16 protein-coding genes are annotated in these 17,203 nt (G+C 75.8%); 9 read left to right on the forward strand and 7 right to left on the reverse strand.

All coding sequences use genetic code 11. The annotated features are described in order from the left end of the window. Together ABT093_RS05775 and ABT093_RS05780 are read left to right on the forward strand one after the other, a co-directional pair. Entirely contained in the window at positions 1-1,170 is a 1,170-nt protein-coding gene (locus ABT093_RS05775; protein WP_350560760.1) for an exonuclease SbcCD subunit D, read from the forward strand. Then, a complete protein-coding gene (locus ABT093_RS05780) occupies positions 1,167-4,349 on the forward strand; it encodes an AAA family ATPase (protein WP_350560762.1) in 3,183 nt (1,060 codons plus the stop codon). The genes ABT093_RS05775 and ABT093_RS05780 overlap by 4 nt, the downstream gene beginning before the upstream one ends. Positions 4,350-4,439: 90 nt before the next feature. Here the strand turns inward: ABT093_RS05780 and ABT093_RS05785 are convergent, their stop codons facing one another. After that, a complete protein-coding gene (locus tag ABT093_RS05785; RefSeq protein ID WP_350561168.1) occupies positions 4,440-4,736 on the reverse strand; it encodes a hypothetical protein in 297 nt (98 codons plus the stop codon). Between the two features lie 67 nt (positions 4,737-4,803). Between ABT093_RS05785 and ABT093_RS05790 the strand changes: the two genes are divergently transcribed. After that, a complete protein-coding gene (locus tag ABT093_RS05790; protein ID WP_350560764.1) occupies positions 4,804-5,499 on the forward strand; it encodes a DUF1990 domain-containing protein in 696 nt (231 codons plus the stop codon). A 47-nt stretch (positions 5,500-5,546) separates the two neighbouring features. Here the strand turns inward: ABT093_RS05790 and ABT093_RS05795 are convergent, their stop codons facing one another. From ABT093_RS05795 to ABT093_RS05805, 3 genes are all read right to left on the reverse strand, one after another. After that, positions 5,547-5,996 carry a YjbQ family protein gene (locus ABT093_RS05795; protein WP_350560766.1) on the reverse strand — a complete coding sequence of 150 codons (450 nt, stop codon included), beginning with the start codon at positions 5,994-5,996 and terminating at the stop codon, positions 5,547-5,549. Between the two features lie 231 nt (positions 5,997-6,227). Continuing rightward, positions 6,228-6,497 carry a hypothetical protein gene (locus ABT093_RS05800; RefSeq protein ID WP_350560768.1) on the reverse strand — a complete coding sequence of 90 codons (270 nt, stop codon included), beginning with the start codon at positions 6,495-6,497 and terminating at the stop codon, positions 6,228-6,230. A gap of 453 nt (positions 6,498-6,950) precedes the next feature. Beyond that, a complete protein-coding gene (locus ABT093_RS05805; RefSeq protein ID WP_350542761.1) occupies positions 6,951-7,076 on the reverse strand; it encodes a hypothetical protein in 126 nt (41 codons plus the stop codon). A gap of 89 nt (positions 7,077-7,165) precedes the next feature. Between ABT093_RS05805 and ABT093_RS05810 the strand changes: the two genes are divergently transcribed. Next, positions 7,166-9,376, forward strand: a complete 2,211-nt coding sequence (locus tag ABT093_RS05810; RefSeq protein ID WP_350560770.1) for a bifunctional glycosyltransferase/CDP-glycerol:glycerophosphate glycerophosphotransferase — start codon at positions 7,166-7,168, stop codon at positions 9,374-9,376. Positions 9,377-9,500: 124 nt separating this feature from the next. Here ABT093_RS05810 and ABT093_RS05815 read toward each other — a convergent pair whose 3' ends face one another. Further along, positions 9,501-9,713, reverse strand: coding sequence for an EF-hand domain-containing protein (locus tag ABT093_RS05815; RefSeq protein WP_350560772.1), 213 nt, complete (start codon positions 9,711-9,713; stop codon positions 9,501-9,503). A 213-nt stretch (positions 9,714-9,926) separates the two neighbouring features. Between ABT093_RS05815 and ABT093_RS05820 the strand changes: the two genes are divergently transcribed. Continuing rightward, the gene (locus tag ABT093_RS05820) at positions 9,927-10,595 is read left to right on the forward strand and encodes a lysophospholipid acyltransferase family protein (protein ID WP_350560774.1); all 669 of its coding nucleotides are present in this window, start codon (positions 9,927-9,929) and stop codon (positions 10,593-10,595) included. A gap of 53 nt (positions 10,596-10,648) precedes the next feature. Here the strand turns inward: ABT093_RS05820 and ABT093_RS05825 are convergent, their stop codons facing one another. Together ABT093_RS05825 and ABT093_RS05830 are read right to left on the reverse strand one after the other, a co-directional pair. After that, on the reverse strand, positions 10,649-12,478 hold the full coding sequence (locus ABT093_RS05825; RefSeq protein WP_350560776.1) for an ABC transporter ATP-binding protein: 1,830 nt from the start codon (positions 12,476-12,478) through the stop codon (positions 10,649-10,651). 236 nt (positions 12,479-12,714) lie between these two features. Further along, positions 12,715-13,488, reverse strand: a complete 774-nt coding sequence (locus ABT093_RS05830) for an SDR family NAD(P)-dependent oxidoreductase (RefSeq protein ID WP_350560778.1) — start codon at positions 13,486-13,488, stop codon at positions 12,715-12,717. A 188-nt stretch (positions 13,489-13,676) separates the two neighbouring features. Here ABT093_RS05830 and ABT093_RS05835 point away from each other — a divergent pair, with 188 nt between their 5' ends. From ABT093_RS05835 to ABT093_RS05850, 4 genes are all read left to right on the forward strand, one after another. Then, the gene (locus ABT093_RS05835) at positions 13,677-13,877 is read left to right on the forward strand and encodes a hypothetical protein (RefSeq protein WP_350560780.1); all 201 of its coding nucleotides are present in this window, start codon (positions 13,677-13,679) and stop codon (positions 13,875-13,877) included. A 125-nt stretch (positions 13,878-14,002) separates the two neighbouring features. Continuing rightward, on the forward strand, positions 14,003-14,929 hold the full coding sequence (locus tag ABT093_RS05840) for a hypothetical protein (RefSeq protein ID WP_350560782.1): 927 nt from the start codon (positions 14,003-14,005) through the stop codon (positions 14,927-14,929). Next, positions 14,926-15,903, forward strand: a complete 978-nt coding sequence (locus tag ABT093_RS05845) for a DUF6895 family protein (RefSeq protein ID WP_350560784.1) — start codon at positions 14,926-14,928, stop codon at positions 15,901-15,903. The genes ABT093_RS05840 and ABT093_RS05845 overlap by 4 nt, the downstream gene beginning before the upstream one ends. Before the next feature lie 149 nt (positions 15,904-16,052). Further along, on the forward strand, positions 16,053-17,165 hold the full coding sequence (locus ABT093_RS05850) for a serine hydrolase domain-containing protein (protein WP_350560786.1): 1,113 nt from the start codon (positions 16,053-16,055) through the stop codon (positions 17,163-17,165). Positions 17,166-17,203: the final 38 nt, after the last annotated feature.

The raw sequence follows: 17,203 nt of genomic DNA on the forward strand, positions 1-17,203 counted from the left end.
ATGCGACTGCTGCATACCTCCGACTGGCACCTCGGGCGATCGTTCCACCGGGAGAGCCTGCACGACGCCCAGCGCGCCTTCCTGGACCACCTGGTGGCCGTGGTCCGGGACCGGGGCGTGGACGCCGTGCTGGTCGCCGGGGACGTGTACGACCGCGCGCTGCCGGGTCTGGAGGCGGTGGCGCTGTTCGACGACGTGCTGCACCGGCTGGCCGGCCTCGGCGTGCCGACGGTGTTCATCAGCGGCAACCACGACTCCGCCCGCCGCCTCGGCGTGGGCGCCGGGCTGATCGGCCGGGCCGGCGTCCACCTGCGGACCGACCCGGGCGAGTGCGCCGAGCCGGTGCTGCTGGCCGACGAGCACGGTCCGGTCGCCGTCTACGGGCTGCCCTACCTGGAGCCGACGCTGGTCCGGGAGCGGTTCGGACTGGCGCGCGGCGGGCACGCGGCGGTGCTCGGCGCGGCGATGGAGCAGGTCAGGGCCGACCTCGCGGCCCGCCCCGCCGGCACCCGCGCGGTGGTGCTGGCGCACGCCTTCGTCACCGGCGGCGAGCCCAGCGACAGCGAGCGCGACATCGCGGTGGGCGGGGTCGCGGCCGTCCCCGCCTCCCTCTTCGACGGCGTGCACTACGCGGCGCTCGGCCATCTGCACGGCTGCCAGACGCTCGCCCCGCACCTGCGCTACAGCGGCTCCCCGCTCGCCTACTCCTTCTCCGAGCACGAGCACCGCAAGAGCATGTGGCTGGTCGACCTCGCGGCCGACGGCGAGGTCACCGCCGAACGCGTCCCCTGCCCGGTGCCGCGCCCGCTGGCCCGGCTGCGCGGCCGGCTCGACGAGCTGCTCACCGACGAGCGCTACACCGCCGACGAGCAGTCCTGGGTGCAGGCCACCCTCACCGACCCGAGCCGCCCGAGCGAGCCGATGGAACGGCTGCGCCGCCGCTTCCCGCACACCCTGCAGCTGCTCTTCGAACCGGAGGAGACGGCCCCGGCCGCCTCCTCCTCCTACGCCGCCCGGGTCGGCGGGCGGACGGACCTGGAGATCGCCGAGGGCTTCCTGCGGCACGTCCGCCCCGGCGCCGAGCCGGACCCGCAGGAGCTGGACTGGCTGCGCGAGGGCTTCGAGCGCGTCCGGGAGACCACCGACCGGAAGGCGGAGCTGCCCCGATGAGACTCCACCGGCTGACCGTGACCGCCTTCGGCCCGTTCGCGGCCACCGAGACGGTCGACTTCGACGCGCTGGCCGCCGGCGGACTGTTCCTGCTGCGCGGCGCCACCGGCGCGGGCAAGAGCAGTGTGCTGGACGCGGTCTGCTACGCCCTCTACGGCGAGGTGCCCGGCACCCGCCGCGCCAACCGGCTGCGCAGCGACCACGCCGCGCCGGACCGGCTGACGACCGTCCGGCTGGAGCTGACGCTCGGTGGGCGGAGGCTGGAGATCACCCGGATCCCTGAGCAGCCGCGGCCGAAGAAGGTCGGCCGCGGCATGACCCTCGAACGCGCCCAGACGCTGCTGCGCGAGTGGTCGGCGGACGGCGCCGGCACCGGGGACGACGCGCCGGGCTGGCGGGCGGTCAGCAAGTCGCACCAGGAGGCCGGGGAGGAGATCCACCGGCTGATCGGGATGAGCCGCGACCAGTTCTGCCAGGTGGTGCTGCTACCACAGGGCGACTTCGCGCGGTTCCTGCGGGCGGACTCGGAGGAGCGCGGAAAGCTGCTGCGCCGGCTGTTCGACACCGAGCGGTTCCAGTCCGTCGAGGCCTGGCTGGCCGAGCGGCGCCGGGCCCAGGAGGCCGCCGTCCAGGCCGGGCGCCGCCGGCTGCGGGATCTGGCGAGCAAGGCGGAGCAGGCGGCCGGCCCGGACGCCGAGCCGGCCGCGGGCCGGGTGCCCGGCGAGGAGGAGTCCGGCCCGGCGGGGGTCCCGGCGGACACCGAGCTCACCCTGGGCGTGCTGGGCTGGGCGGCGGTGCTGCGCGGCGGCGCGGCCGAGCAGCTGGCCGTCGCCGAGGCGGCGCTGGCGGGCGCGGAGGAGGCGCATCGGGCCGCGCAGCGCGGGCGGGAGGCCGCCGAGCAGCTGGCCGACCGGCAGGAGCGGCACCGGCAGGCGGTGCGGGAGGCGGCCCGCCTCGCCGAGGACGAGCCCGCCCGGGCGGAGGACCGCCGGCGGCTGGCGGCGGCGCAGGCGGCGGTCGGCGTCGAGTCGGTGCTGCACCTGCGCGAGCGCGCGGCGGAGGCGTACCGGCAGGCCCGGGAGGAGGAGCACCGGCACCGCGCGGTGCTGGCCGGGCTCGCCGACGGCCCGGCGGGACGGACCGTCTCGGCGGGACGGACCGTCTCGGCGGGCGGCGATGCCGCGGACGGCGGGGACGGAGACGATGGGGGCGCCGACGGGGACGGCGGCGCGGCGGGCGGGGGCCCGGCGCTGGCGCACGCCGAGGCCGAGGAGCTGGCCGGGGCCGAGCGGCGGCTGCGCGCGGAGGTCGTCCGGCTGGAGGCCGCCCGGGAGGACGAGCGGCGGTGCGCCGAACTGGACGGCGCGCGGGCGGCGCTGGCCGCCGACCTGCGGCGTGCCGAGGACCTCGCCGAGGAGGCGGGCGACTGGCTCGCCGAGTTCGAGGCCCGGCTGGCCGCCCTCCAGGCGGAGGAGGCGGCCGCCCGGGACGCCGCCGGGCGCGTCGAGCGGCTGGACGCCCGACGGGCGGATCTGGCCGCCCGGCTGTCCGCCGCCCGTGACCGGGACGGGCTGGGCGTGGAGATCGACCACGCCCGGCCACGGGTCCTCGCGCTGCGGGCGGAGGCGCTGGACGCCCGCCAGTACGGGCTGGACCTGCGCGAACGCCGGCTGGCCGGGATGGCCGCCGAGCTGGCCGCGCGGCTGGGCGCCGGGGAGCCGTGCCGGGTCTGCGGCTCGACGGAGCACCCGGCCCCCGCGCGCCCGGCCGGGGAGCCGGTCCGGCCCGAGGACGAGGAGCGCGCCCGGCGGGCCCAGACGGCCGCCGAGCAGGCGGCCGAGGCCGCGGAGCAGAAGCTGTCCGGCCTCCAGGTGCGCCGGGCGGCGGCGGCCGGAGCGGCCGGGGAGGAGCCCGCCGAGGCCCTGTCCGCGGGGCTCGCCGAGCTGGAGCGCGAGCACCGCGAGGCGCTCCGGGCCGCCGAGCGGCTGGCTCCGGTGGGTCTGGCGATCGAGCGGCTCACCGCCGAGCAGGCCGTCCGGCGGACGGCGCTGGCCGGGGCCCGCGAGCGCGGCGCCGAGCTGGCCGCCCAGGCCCGGACCCTGCACACCGAGCAGGAGAAGCTGGGCGCCCGGGTGGCGGCCGCCCGGGGCGACGCGCCGTCGGTGGCGGAGCGCGCGGCCGCCCTGAACCGGCTCGCCTCGGCCGTGGCGGCGCTGGTCGGCGCGGCCCGGTCCGCCACCGAGGCGGCGCATCAGCTCAAGCGGGCCGACGACGAACTGGCCGGCGCCGCGGTGGCGGCAGGGTTCGCGAGCGCGCGGGACGCCGCCGCCGTGCTGCTGCCCCGGCAGGAGCGCGAACGGCTGGAGCGGCGGCTGGACCGGCACCGGGCGGAGCTGGCGGCGGCCGAGCGCCGGCTGGCCGAGCCGGAGCTGGCCGCGGCCGCCGCGCTGCCGGCCGCGGACGTGCCGGGCACCCGCGCCCTGCTCGGGGCGGCCACCGACCGGCTGCGGGCGGCGCACGCGGCACGGGACACGGCCCGGGAGCGGTGCGCGGCGCTCGCCGTGATCGGGCGGCAGCTGGCCGAGCTGGCCCGCTCGCTCGCCCCCGAGCTGGAGCGGTACGCGCGGATCAGCCGGCTGGCCGCGCTGGCGGCGGGCACCTCGGCCGACAACCGGCTGCGGATGCGCCTGGAGTCGTACGTCCTGGCCGCGCGGCTGGAGCAGGTGGCGGCGGCGGCCAGCGACCGGCTGGTGCGGATGTCCGGCGGACGCTACACCCTGGTCCACAGCGACGACCGGGGCGCGGGCAACAAGCGCTCGGGCCTGGCCCTGCGCGTGGTGGACGCCTGGACCGGCACCGAGCGCGACACCGCGACGCTCTCCGGCGGCGAGAGCTTCTTCGCCTCGCTGGCCCTGGCGCTCGGTCTGGCGGACGTGGTCACCGACGAGGCCGGGGGCATGCCGCTGGACACCCTGTTCATCGACGAGGGCTTCGGCAGTCTCGACGAGCACACCCTGGAGGAGGTGATGGACGTCCTCGACGGTCTGCGCGAGCGGGACCGCGCGGTCGGCATCGTCAGCCACGTCGCCGATCTGCGCAGCCGCATCCCGGCCCAGCTGCTGGTCCGCAAGGGCCGGCACGGTTCGACCCTGGCCCTGGCCGGGCGGGAGGACGCCTGACGCGCGTCTGCCGCAGACCTGACGCGCGCCTGACGCGCGCCGCGGCCGGGCCGGGTCGCCCCGGACCGGGCCGCCGCGAACCCGCTCCCGTCAGCCGGAGCAGGCGATCCGCTGGGCCTGCTGCCAGGCGCAGACGGGGCACAGGGTGCTGCCCGGGCGGTCGGCGGGCAGTTCGGTCGGCTCGCCGCACAGCACGCAGTCCGCGCGCGGGCCGGTGAGGTCCGGATCGGGCAGCAGCGCCGCCACGGCGTCGCCGTCGCCCGGGGCGAGGACGCAGACCTGGTCGGCCGCCGAGCCGCCGCCGTCCGCGAGGCCCTCGGGCTCCGGGGCGCGGGCGGGGCGCGGGTCGTCGGCGCGGCCCCTGTCGTTCACGGCAGTTTCGCTCATGGGGCCCTCTCTACTCCTCGGCCGGGCCCCGTGCAAGACGCTCCCGGACGGCCGGTACGGTGGCGGCATGCCCGACTCGCCCGGTACCGCCCCGGATCCCGGCGCCGCCCGCCCGCCCGCCCTCACCCGGCGGCTGCTGGCCGCCCGGGCCGCCGCGCCCAGCTACCGCGAGGTGGGCGCCACCCGCGGCGCCCGGCTGCCGGAGGGCTACGCGCACCTGCGTCGGCGGGTCCACCTCGGGCACGGCCCGGACGTCCTGGCGCGCGCCGGGCGGTTCGTCCTCGGCTGGGGCTGCCAGCTGGGCACCGGCTTCGCCGTGTACCCGTACGCGCCCGCCGAGGCGGGGTCGACCGTGCTGCTGCGCCTCGCCCTGCCCGGCACCCGCCGGCCCCGGCTGGTGATCCCGTGCCGGGTGGTGTGGCGGGTGGACGAGCCGGACCGGATCGGCTTCGCCTACGGGACGCTGCCGGGGCACCCGGAGCGCGGCGAGGAGGCGTTCGTGGTGTCCATGGACGCCGCGGGCGAGGTGTGGTTCGAGGTGAGCGCCTTCGCCCGGCTCGCCGCCTGGTACGCCCGGCTCGGCCGTCCGGTCGCCGTGCTCTGCCAGTACCTGGCGATCGAGCGGTACCTCGCCGCCGTCGTCGAAGCGGCGGCCGGCGAGGTACCGGCCGGTGAGGCCCCGGCGGTCGAAGCCGACGCCCACGCGCGCGACCGCGCCGGCGACCGCGCCGAGGCCGCCTCGGGCGGGCCGGCGGCGGGGTAGGGCCGCCGGCCGGGGACCGTCGACTCGGGTCCGCCGGCCCGGGCCCGTCAGCCCAGGAAGGAGAGCCGGACCGTCCGCCTGGGGTTGTCGCCGTTGGTGTCGACGAGGACCACCGACTGCCAGATGCCCAGCGCGAGCCGCCCGTCGATCACCGGCAGGGTGGCGTGCGGGGCGACCAGGCCGGGCAGGACGTGGTCGCGTCCGTGGCCGGCGCTGCCGTGCCGGTGCATCCAGCGGTCGTCGGCGGGCAGCAGGTCCCGCAGGGCGGCGAGCAGGTCGGCGTCGCTGCCGGAGCCGGTCTCCAGGACGGCGATCCCGGCCGTCGCGTGCGGGACGAAGACGTTGAGCAGTCCGTCCCGCCCGGCCGCGTGCCCGTCGAGGAACCGGGAGCAGCGGTCGGTGATGTCCAGCGCGACCTCCTGGCTGCCGGTGGTGATCTCGAAGGTCTCGGTCCGGAAGGACGTGGAGTGGGGGGTGGTGTGGATGTGGTCCGCCATGGCGTCATCCTCGCCCACGTCCGGGGGCGGGCAGACCAGCCTCGCCGACTCTCCGTGCCGGTGGGGCAAGTCGTCGTACCCTGAGAGGTTCAGACCAATCCGGGCGGCCCCGGGCGGCCCGGTTCCGGGCATGCTTCCGGGCATGCCGAAGACCCGACGGTCACGGGGATCCGTCGGGCCGGTGCTGGTGGGTGCGGGGGGCGGCGGCGCGCCCCGGGGCCGGTCGGCCCCTCAGCCGCGCCCGCCGAAGAGACCGCGGCGCAGCCGGCGCAGCGGCGCCAGCAGCCTGACCCGCGCGTGGCGGCGCGGCGGCGCGGTCGGGGCACCGAGGCCGCTCGGCGTCAGCTCCCTTATCAACCCGAGCGCCTCGGCGGTGTCCACCGCCGGGAGTGCGGGCGCGCCGAGCACAGCCAGGTGTCGGTCGATCCGGCGGCCGGTCGTACCGACACCGCACTGGACCGCCGGCACGCGGGGCCGAGTCCGCACTTGCATGTGTTCCATCTGATTTCCCACCCCTACGAGGCGCCAGGGCCGTGAGGCGAAGACTATCCGCGACAGACGGTCTTCGCGCAACCGTCCCGGTGTTCTGCCACCGTATCGTGCGGCGTCAACTGACACCGCACCAGGGGCTGCCCGGGCGGTCACGACTAGGCATCAATGATGGTGCACGACCGGGCACCCGTCAGCGGGTTCGTCGGAGTACGGGCCCGGCGCCCGGCGCGAAGCCGCGCGCCCGGCACGCGAGGTGACCACTCCCTCACACCCCGTGCCCGCCGGGCGGCCCGCGGGAACCACCAACCCGGGCCCGGATCGGTACGACTATCCGTTTAGGAAGTGAACACAGACGAGGGATTGACGGGAGAGTCGGCTCCAAGCAATATCTGTAGCGACCACGCGGGCGCGAGCCGCGCCCACCGTCGTGTTCGACTGATGAAGACTCCGGCTCCCCCGTTCCTACTGCCAGGCCGCCTCGACGCTGCGGCGGCCGGGTTCGGGCGGTGCCCGGACCGGCGGCCGGCCGTAGAGGGTCGGCCGGGCCGCCACCAGGCTGCCGGTGCCACCCCGCACGGGGTCCGGCACCGGCGGCTCCGTCAGCCGCGGCACCGGCGGGTCCGGCACCGGCGACCTGCGGGTTCCCCCGGGCGCCCCGCTCGGTAGACTCGGCCAGCGTGCCAGTCCTCCTCAGCATCGTGCTCCCGGTCCACGGGGTGGAGCGCTTCCTGCCGCGCTGCCTCGACTCCCTCCTGGCGGACACCCCCTCCACCGAGTCCCGGTTCGAGGTGATCGCGGTCGACGACCGCTCCCCCGACCGCTGCGGCGCGATCCTGGACGAGTACGCGGCCCGCGAGCCGCGCCTGCGCGTCCTGCACCTCGCCGAGAACCAGGGCCTCGGCGGCGCCCGCGCCGCCGCCCTGCCCGAGGTGCGCGGCGACTACGTCTGGTTCGTCGACAGCGACGACTGGGTGCCCGAGGGCACGGTGGCCGCCCTCCTCGACGAGCTCGCCGCCGAGGCGCGGCGCGAGGACGGCGGCGAGGCGCCCGCCGACGTGCTGCTGACCGACTTCACGCACGTCTACCCCGACGGCGGCACCGAGCCCAACCCCTGGCGGCACGTGCTGACCGGCTCCCCGCTCGTCGCGGGGTGCACGCTGGCCGAGCACCCCGCGCTGTTCAGGACCGTGATGTCGGTCTGGAACAAGGTGTTCCGCCGGGAGTTCCTGCTCGGGCTCGGCGTCTCCTTCGGCCGCGGCTACTACGAGGACATCTCCGTCACCTACCCCGCGCTGCTCGCCGCCGGGCGGCTGCGCTACCTCGACCGCCCCTGCTACTTCTACCGGCGCGGCCGGGCCGGGGCGATCACCAGCACCGCCTCCGCCAAGCACGCCGACGCCTTCGCCCAGTACGACGCGATCTTCGCCTTCCTGGACCGGCCCGACCGCCCCGGCCGGCCCGTCCCGGAGGCGCTGCACACCCTGGTCTTCGAGCGGACCGTGCAGCAGGCGCTCACCGTCTACGACACCCCGGGGCTGGTCCCGGTCGGGCTGCGGCCCGAGTTCTTCCGCCGGATCGCCGAGCACTTCGCCCGGCACCGCCCGGCGGGCTACCGCTTCCCCGGGGGCGTGCGCGGGGTGCAGTACCGGCTCGCGGCGCGCGGCGCCCGGCGCGCGTACGCGGAGCTGCGCCGCACGGGGCGGCTGCCGCGCGAACTCAAGCGCGGGGCCCGGGCGGTGGCGCCGGCCCTGAAGAAGGGGGTGCGCAGCAGCGCCCGGTTCACCGCGTACAACGCCTTCCGCCGGATGCCGCTCGACCCCGGGCTGGCGGTGTACGCCGCGTACTGGCACCGGGGCTACGCCTGCAGCCCGGCCGCGATCTACGAGAAGGCGAAGGAACTGGCGCCCGCGATCCGCGGGGTCTGGGTGGTGGAGAACCGGACCCAGGCGGCGGCGCTGCCGGAGGGCGTGCCGTACGTCATCGTCAACACCCCGGCCTACCTGAGGACGATGGCCACGGCGAAGTACTTCGTGAACAACGTCAACTTCCCGCGCACCATGGTGAAGCGGCCGGGCACGGTGCACGTCCAGACGCAGCACGGCACGCCGCTCAAGGCGATGGGCATGGACCTCAGGGACCACCCGGTGGCGGCCGACGGGATGGACTTCGACCGCCTCCAGGAGGCGATCGACCGCTGGGACTTCCTGGTCTCCTCCAACCCGCACACCAGCGAGCACTTCGCCCGGGCCTTCCCCGGCCGCTACGAGATGCTGGACACCGGCTACCCGCGCAACGACCGGCTGGCGAACGCGACGCCGGCCGAGACGGCGGCGATGCGCGAGCGCTTCGGGCTGGAGCCCGGGCAGCGGGCCGTGCTGTACGCGCCCACCCACCGGGAGGCGCGCGGCGGCTACGTGCCGCTGCTGGACGTGCGGGAGCTGGCACGGCGGCTGGGACCGGGGTTCACGCTGCTGGTGCGCACCCACTACTTCCACACCGGCGGCCCGGGCGACCTGACGGAGCAGGAGGGCGCGGCGCGGATCCTGGACGTGTCGGCGCACCCGACCGTGGAGGACCTCTACCTGGCGGCGGACGTGCTGGTCACGGACTACTCGTCGATGATGTTCGACTACGCCGTGCTGGACCGGCCGATCGTCGTCTTCGCGCCGGACTGGGAGGAGTACAAGCGGGACCGGGGCGTCTACTTCGACCTGTTCGAGCAGCCGCCGGGCGCACTGACGACGGATCCGCAGGGGCTCGCGGCGGCGCTGCTGGCCGGGGATCCGGAGCCGGTGGCGCGGGCGGAGTTCCGCAAGCGGTTCTGCCCGTGGGACGACGGCGGGGCGGCGGAGCGGGTGGTCCGCCGGGTGTTCCCGACCACCGGCTGAGAACGGGCCGCCGTACGACACACGGTGGCAGGGGCGCGCGGGAACACGGCGACGGGCCCCGGGGAGCGAGCTCCCCGGGGCCCGTCGGGCGTCGCGTCTCGCGACAGCCCCGGCGCGTGTCGCGTCAGCCCTGGCGCGCGGCCAGGAACTCCTCGAAGGTCAGCTCACCGTCGTGGTCGGTGTCCATCGTCTTGATGACGGCCTCGGCCACGGCGATCGAGGTGGTCAGGTCGCCGAGCTCACGCGCGACCAGCGCGTACTCGGTGGCGGTGATCCGGCCGTCGCCGTTCACGTCGTACTTGTCGAACGCCGCGCGGATGTCGTCGACGTCGGCCATGGGCCCTCCAGGGATGATCAGCTTCTTATGTGTCATTCCGACGGCCGTACCCTACCCGGCCGTGGTGAGCGCCACGGTCGGCGGGAGTGGACGGCCGCCGGGGTGGGTGTCGTAGTCTGCGGGTCTGATCCCGGCCCGGCCGGGCCGACCAACGCCGTTCGTCGTCACCCCAGGCCCGGGCACCTCTCGGGCGTGCTCGTCCAGGGAGGGACCATGCTCGATCTCGTCACCAGGCTGGTACTGAAACCGCTCGCCCGGGGGATCTGGCGGCCCACCATCGAGGGCATGGAGAACCTCCCGCGCAAGGGCGGCGTCATCCTGGCCAGCAATCACCTCTCGTTCATCGACAGCGTGGTGATCCCGCTCACCGCGCCGCGCCGGGTGCACTTCCTGGCCAAGGCCGAGTACTTCACCGGCACCGGCCTCAAGGGCGCGCTGTCGCGCGGCTTCTTCGAGGGCATCGGCGCGGTGCCGGTCGAGCGCGGCACCTACCGCTCCGCGCAGGCCTCGCTGGAGCGGGCGCTGGAGATCCTGGAGGACGGCAAGGCCTTCGGCATCTACCCGGAGGGCACCCGCTCGCTGGACGGCCGGCTCTACCGCGGCAAGACCGGTGTGGCCTGGCTGGCCCTGACCGCCGGTGTCCCGGTGGTGCCGGTGGCGCTGGAGGGCCCCGAGCAGATCCTGCCGATCGGCAAGCGCGTGCCGCGGCTCAAGAAGGTGACGGTCCGTTTCGGCGAGCCGCTGCACTTCGACGAGCTGCACGGGCAGGCCCGTTCGCTCAAGGCCCGCCGCCAGGTCACCGACGAGGTGATGGCGGCGATCCAGCGGCTCTCCGGCCAGGAGGTCGTGGAGACGTACAACGAGGTGCCCCAGGCCGCCTGAGCGAGGATCCCGGTGTGCCGCGGCCCGGCCGGCGGCACACCGGCCGGTGCGGGTCAGGGGGCGACGGCCGCGACCGGGGACTCCGCGACCGGGGACTCCCGGCGCAGCAGCGCGGCGTAGCGGCCGTCCGCCGCCAGCAGCTCCTCGTGGGTGCCGAGTTCGGCGACCTCGCCGCGGTCCAGGACGGCGATCTGGCCGGCCGCGCGCACGGTGGAGAGCCGGTGCGCGATGGTGATGGTGGTGCGGCCCGCCGCCAGGGTGTCGATGGCCTCCTGGACGGCGCGTTCGGTGCTGTTGTCCAGCGCGCTGGTGGCCTCGTCGAGGATCAGCACCGGCGGGTTGCGCAGGATGGTGCGGGCGAGCGCGAGGCGCTGCTTCTCCCCTCCCGAGAAGCGGTAGCCGCGCTCGCCGACCAGGGTGTCGTAGCCGTCCGGCAGGGCGGCGACGGTCTCGTGGATCCGCGCGGCCCGGGCGGCGGCGACGAGCTCCGCGTCGGTGGCGTCCGGCTTGGCGAAGCGCAGGTTGTCGGCGACCGAGGCGTGGAAGAGGTAGGTCTCCTGGGAGACCACGCCCACCGCGCGGGCGAGCGTCTCGAAGGACAGCTCGCGCACGTCCACCCCGTCGATGGTGACCCGGCCGCCGGTGACGTCGTAGAGCCGGGGCACCAGGTAGCTGAGCGTGGTCTTCCCGGAGCCGGTCTCGCCGACCACCGCGAGCGAGCCGCCGGCCGGGATCCGCAGGTCCAGCCCCGCCAGGGTGGGCCGCTCCTGCTCCGGGTCGTAGCGGAAGTCGACGCCCTCGAAGCGGACCTCGCCGCGGACGGTGTCCAGCGTGACGGGGTGCGCGGGCTCGTCGATCTCCACGGTCAGGTCCAGGTACTCGAAGATCCGCTGGAAGAGCGCGAGCGAGGTCTGCACCTGGACGCCGGTGGAGAGCAGGCTCACCGTCGGGCGGAACAGGCCCTGCTGGAGCGAGACGAAGGCGACCAGGGTGCCGACGGAGACGATCGGGGCGCCGCCGGCCGCGGCCAGGCCGGCCGCCCAGTAGATCACCGCGGGCATCGCGGCCATCACGATCTGGATGGTGTTCATCCGCCAGCGGCCGGCCATCGAGGCGCGCACCTCCAGCTCGGCGAGCCGGTCGGACTGGCCGGTGAACTCGCGGGAGAGCGAGTCGGAGCGGCCCATGGTGCGGCCGAGCAGGATGCCGCTGACCGAGAGCGACTCCTGCACCGCCGAGCTCATCGCGGCGAGCTGCTTCTGCCGCTCGCCGGTGATCTTCTTGCGCTCGTTGCCGACCCGCCGGCTGATCCAGACGAACAGCGGCAGGAGCAGCAGCGAGACCACGGTGAGCCGCCAGTCCAGCGCCACCATGGCGACCACCGAGGCGATCACCGCGGTGAAGTTGGAGACCAGGGAGGTGGCGGTGGAGGTCACCGTGGACTGCATGCCGCCGATGTCGTTGGCGATCCGGGACTGCACCTCGCCGGTCCGGGTGCGGGTGAAGAACGCCAGCGACATCCGCTGGAGGTGGCCGTAGACGGCGGTGCGCAGGTCGTGCATGACGCGCTGGCCGACGGTGGTGGAGATCAGCGTCTGCAGCACGCTGAAGATGCTGTTGACCACGGCGGCGCCGACCATGCCGAGCGCCAGCGCGGTCAGCAGGCCGGTACGGCCCTGCGGGATGGCGGTGTCCAGGACGGCACGCAGCAGGAACGGCGTGGTCACCGAGACCACGGCGGAGGCGGCGACCAGCAGGCCGACAACGGCGAGCCGGCCCGCGTAGGGGCGGAAGAGCGCGAGGATGCGGCGCCACTGGGTCGGCGGGCGCGGGTCGTCCTCGGCGCGGGCGGGCGGGGTCCACTGGATGCCTTCGGGGCGCACGGCGGGCAGCCTCCCTCGGACGGCCGGGCGGGCGCGGCCCGGACGGGGACGCGCGCCGACGGCGGGTGAGCGGTCGGGCGGCCGCCAGCATAACGAGACAGGCTCATAGTTAGCAAAGCTAATAGTGAGATGCCCTCTGTGATGCCGGATGCCGGGCCGCCCGACCGGGCCGCCCGCGCCGTCCACCGACCGACCGCGCGGCCGACCGCCCACCCGCCCGTCCGCGCGGCCGCGGCTCAGGTGGTGCGGTAGGTGCGGGCCGCCTTGGAGGAGACGCCGCCGAGCTTGCCCGACGGCAGCACCCGGGCGATCGCCACCGCCAGCTTGTAGCGCTTGCTCGGCACCGAGACCGACCGCCCCCGGGCGAGGTCGCGCATCGCCTCGTCGACCACGCGCTCCGCGGACAGCCAGCCCCAGGCCGGAATGTTGTCGGTGCCCATGCCGGCCCGCTCGTGGAACTCGGTGCGGGTGAAGCCCGGGCAGAGCGCCATCATCCGCACCCCGGTGCCGCCGAGGTCGCGCATCACGCCCTGGGTGAAGCTCACCACCCAGGCCTTGCTCGCCCCGTACGTACCGCGCGGCAGGAACGCCGCCACCGAGGCCACGTTGACGACCGCGCCGCGCCCGCGCTCGCGCATCCCCGGCAGGGCGGCCGTGGTCAGCCGCAGCACCGCCTCGATGTGCACCTTCAGCATGTCCAGCTCGTCCTGCAGCGGCACGGTCGAGAACGCGCCCCGGTTGCCGAAGCCGGCGTTGTTCACCAGCAGGTCCACCGGGCGGTCGCCGTCGGACAGGCGGGCCTCGACATCCGCGATGCCCTTGTCGGTGGAGAGGTCGGCGCCGAGCACCTCCACCTCCACGCCGAACTTCCCCCGCAGGTCCGCGGCGCAGCGCTCCAGGCGCTCGGTGTCCCGGGCGACCAGGACGAGCCGGTAGCCGCTCCGGGCGAGCCGGCGGGCGAACGCGGCTCCGATGCCGGCGGTCGCGCCGGTGATCAAGGCAGTGGTCATGCAGCGACCGTACCTACTTGCGGGTACCCGCGACAGCCCGGTGGTTCCGGTGCGCCGCGCGCCGGCGACTCCCCGTGGTCACGGTCACGGAGCGTGCAGGGGTGGCGCCGTTCGGTTCGTGCTCGTATCGTCGATCGAGGGGGGCACCGCCGGACCCGGCGGTGGAGATCCTATGAGGAGGCACTCAGATGCTTGCTCAGACCACCCGTACCACGCGGGCACCGCTCGCCACCCGGGCCGAGATCGACGCGCTCGGTACGTTGATCACGGAGGACGAGGCGGCCGTCAGCGACGCGCCCACGTACCAGCCCGAAGCCGCAGGCCTGCTCCTGCTCCTCGGACTCATCCTGCTCTCGCCGCAGAAGGCGCCCAAGGAGAAGACCCGGTAGACCCGAGGATCCGGTCGACCCGGTCGAGCCCTCGGCCGGGTCAACGGCCCGACCGGGGCCTCGACCGACCGGACCGACCGGACCCGAAGGTCCTGAGCACGCTCCAGACAGGAGAATCCCACTCCATGCCGTTCGCCGACACCACGCTCCGCGACGAGTACGCGGCGGCCGTCGAGCGAGTGGCGGGCCGGGTCCTCGACGCCCTCCGGGGTGCCGGGGACCCGGCCGCGCCCACCCGCCCGTCCGCCCCGGACCCCACGCGGCCCACCCACCCGACACCCTCCGCGCCCGTGACGCCGTCGACGCCGTCGGCACCCGAGGGCCCCCTGCTGGACGAAGGCCCCCTCCCCAAGGCCTCGCTGGCGGCGGTGCGGGTCCTGGGGCCCGACCTCTTCGCCGCCCCGCTGCTCGCCGGCCTGCCCCCCGACGGGCCGACCGCCGACGCCGCGGCCGAGGCCCTCGACACCTTCCCGATGGCCGAGTCCTCCCCCGCGCACGGCGCCACCACCGCGCACCCGGCCCCGCTGGACGCCGCGCTCGCCAACGCGTGGCGGGACCGGGCCACCGCACGGCTCGTCGAACTGGCGGGCCGCCCCGCCCCGGTAGCGGGACCCGAACCGGCGTGCCTCCCGGAGCCGACGGCGGGCGACTGGCCGCGCTGGTCCGTGGCCATGGCCCGGCTCTCCGCCCTCGCCCTCCCCCGGCTCGACGGCCCCGTGCACGACCTGGCCCGGCGCCACTCGCTGACGCTGGCCCGCGGCGTCACCCGCTCCATGCTCCGCCGCGACTACCGCACCGCCGCCCGGCTCGCCCGCTGGCTGGCCTGGACCGAGGCGAACGGCGGACCGGCGCACCTGGACCTCGGCCCCGTACTGGACCGGATCCGGGCGGTCGGCGACGGCAGCACCCGCATGTGGCTCGAACTCTCCATCACCGAAAGGCTGTCGGGCGCCGGCACGACGGCCGCCGGAACACCCGCGGAGCCCACCCGGCCCGGGAACCGTCCGGCCCACGGAAGCACCGGCGACTCCCCGGACGGAGCGGCGGCATGACGAACGCCCAGATCATCGCCACCGCCCAGCAGGTCGGATCGCAGGCGCTGCGCTGGCTGCACTCCTACTACGACCGCGGCCTCGGCGGCTTCGACGACGACGTCACCATGGACCTCGCCAACCCCAACGACATCTACAAGCCGCTCGGCGAAGTCGCCCTGGCCACCGGCCTGCTGCTGCGCGAGGGGGTCGCCGGGGCCGACGACACGCGGATCGCCCGCCAGGTCATCGACCTCGCCTGGGCCGAACTGCGCGAAGGGGACCTGCTGTACGACCGGCAGCTGCGCTACCCGCTGATGACCGACCCGCTGGAGGTCTACGTCCACTTCGCGCGGGCCGGATACCGCCACCGGCCCCTGGAGGACCAGCTGGCGACGCTGAACCGGCTGCACTCCGTGCGGGCCGCCGAGCAACTCCCCAGCCGCCGCCTGGCCTCCGCCAACGCCCGGCGCGTGATCGGCCTGGACCAGCTCGAGGACTGGGACGCGCTGGCCGGCGCCACCTGGCTGGGCGCCACGCCCGAGCCGTGGCTCATCGACTGGCTCACCGCCTACTACGTCACCCACTCCGTCTTCCACCTCACCGACTGGGGCGCCCGCCCCGAGTGCCTGGCCCCGCACATCCGCGACTACCTGCGCGACTGGCTGCCGGCATGGCTCGAGGTGTGGCAGGAGGTCGGCCACTGGGACCTCGTGGGCGAACTGCTCATCGTCGCCGCCTGCATCGGCGAGCTCGAACAGGGCACGACGGGCTGGGCCGCGCTGGCGTCCGCCCAACAGCCCGACGGGCTCCTGCCCAAGGACGCCAACACCGCGACGGAGGGGGATCCCGCCCAGCTGCTCGCCGACCACGGGCACACCGCCGTGGTCGCCGTGGTCGCCGCCACCACCACCCTGGCCCGCGCGCTCGGCGGCACGACCGGGGCGTCCGCGGGCGCGCCGGCGGTGGCGCTCGGCGCGCCGCCGGAGAACTAGGCCCTCCCTTTCGGATCACGCCGGGCGGTCGCCGCCGGAGCACGCACTCCCCCAGCCTTCGGCCGGGAGGTGCCCCCGTCTCCGCACCGCCGATGCACGCACTCCACCGACACCCGCCGACCCGACGTGATCCGAAAGAGAGCGCCCAGGTGACCACCCTCGACGAACCCGCGCAGGTGAACGACGAGTCCTGGGGCGAAGGGGAGCTGGCGGACCTGGTCCGCGCCGCCGGGCCCGGTGCCAGCGCCGTGACGCTCGCTGTGACGCGGGGCGATCGGCAGGCGGTACGGTGCGCCGGGCGGATGGACCACGCCGCCGGCGAGCCCTGCACACCCGACACCGTCTTCGAACTCGGCTCCATCACCAAGACGTTCACCGCCCTGCTGCTCGCCGACCTGGCCGCACGGGGCGAACTCGCCCTCGACGACCCGGTGGAGCGGCACCTGCCGGTCGGCTGGCAGCCCGCCGAGGTCCGGCGCGGCGGGCCGATCCGGCTGCTCCACCTGGCCACCCACACCTCCGGCCTGCCGAGGCTGCCGCCGGGACTGATCGCCAGCGCCGTCGCGGCCTGGAGCAGCAACCCGTACGCCGCGTACGACGAACGGCGACTGCGGGCGGGCCTTGCCCGGACCACCGTGCGGCACCGGCCCGGCGAGCGGTTCGGGTACTCCAACTTCGGCGTCGGGCTGCTCGGGCGGCTGCTCACCGAGGCGGGTCGCAGCGCCGGCTACGCGGAACTGCTCGCCGACCGGATCTGCCGACCGCTCGGGATGCGCGCCACCACCTGCTCGCCCGACCCGCCGCACCGGGCGATCGGCCACCGGCACGGGCGTCCGCTGCCACCGTGGCGCATCCCCGGCCTCCCGGGCGCGGGTGCCGTCCGGGCCAGCGGCGCCGACCTGCTCCGGTACCTGCGTGCGCATCTGCGGCCGGGCGAGGGCGGGTCGGCGGACGGGGGCGGGTCAGCACACGGGGGCGCCCTGGCGGACGCCCTGCGGGACGTGCAGCGGCCGCGACTGAGGCTGCCGCGCTCGGGTGACCAGCTCTGCCTGGTCTGGAACCACCGGCGCACCCTCGACGGCCGCGACCTCCTCTTCCACTCGGGCGGCACCCGCGGCTGCACCTCGCTCATCGCGTTCTGCCCGCAGACCGCCACCGCCGTCGCCGCCCTCTGCAACGCCGGCCCGAGCCGGCGGGGCAACTTCGCGCAGGCGGCCTACGACGTGTTCAAGCGGCTCGCCCGGGCGGAGGACGGGGAGTAGGGCGGGGCGCGGGGCTGGGTGGCTGACAGCTGACAGAT

The organism is Kitasatospora sp. NPDC002551 (assembly GCF_040296005.1).
Lineage (GTDB): Bacteria > Actinomycetota > Actinomycetes > Streptomycetales > Streptomycetaceae > Kitasatospora.

Excerpts from the sequence above, each read along its gene's own strand:
- ABT093_RS05775 (WP_350560760.1), top strand. The coding sequence starts at position 1 with ATGCGACTGCTGCATACCTCCGACTGGCACCTCGGGCGATCGTTCCAC.
- ABT093_RS05780 (WP_350560762.1), top strand. The coding sequence starts at position 1,167 with ATGAGACTCCACCGGCTGACCGTGACCGCCTTCGGCCCGTTCGCGGCC.
- ABT093_RS05785 (WP_350561168.1), bottom strand. The coding sequence starts at position 4,736 with ATGAGCGAAACTGCCGTGAACGACAGGGGCCGCGCCGACGACCCGCGC.
- ABT093_RS05790 (WP_350560764.1), top strand. The coding sequence starts at position 4,804 with ATGCCCGACTCGCCCGGTACCGCCCCGGATCCCGGCGCCGCCCGCCCG.
- ABT093_RS05795 (WP_350560766.1), bottom strand. The coding sequence starts at position 5,996 with ATGGCGGACCACATCCACACCACCCCCCACTCCACGTCCTTCCGGACC.
- ABT093_RS05800 (WP_350560768.1), bottom strand. The coding sequence starts at position 6,497 with ATGGAACACATGCAAGTGCGGACTCGGCCCCGCGTGCCGGCGGTCCAG.
- ABT093_RS05815 (WP_350560772.1), bottom strand. The coding sequence starts at position 9,713 with ATGGCCGACGTCGACGACATCCGCGCGGCGTTCGACAAGTACGACGTG.
- ABT093_RS05820 (WP_350560774.1), top strand. The coding sequence starts at position 9,927 with ATGCTCGATCTCGTCACCAGGCTGGTACTGAAACCGCTCGCCCGGGGG.
- ABT093_RS05830 (WP_350560778.1), bottom strand. The coding sequence starts at position 13,488 with ATGACCACTGCCTTGATCACCGGCGCGACCGCCGGCATCGGAGCCGCG.
- ABT093_RS05835 (WP_350560780.1), top strand. The coding sequence starts at position 13,677 with ATGCTTGCTCAGACCACCCGTACCACGCGGGCACCGCTCGCCACCCGG.
- ABT093_RS05840 (WP_350560782.1), top strand. The coding sequence starts at position 14,003 with ATGCCGTTCGCCGACACCACGCTCCGCGACGAGTACGCGGCGGCCGTC.
- ABT093_RS05845 (WP_350560784.1), top strand. The coding sequence starts at position 14,926 with ATGACGAACGCCCAGATCATCGCCACCGCCCAGCAGGTCGGATCGCAG.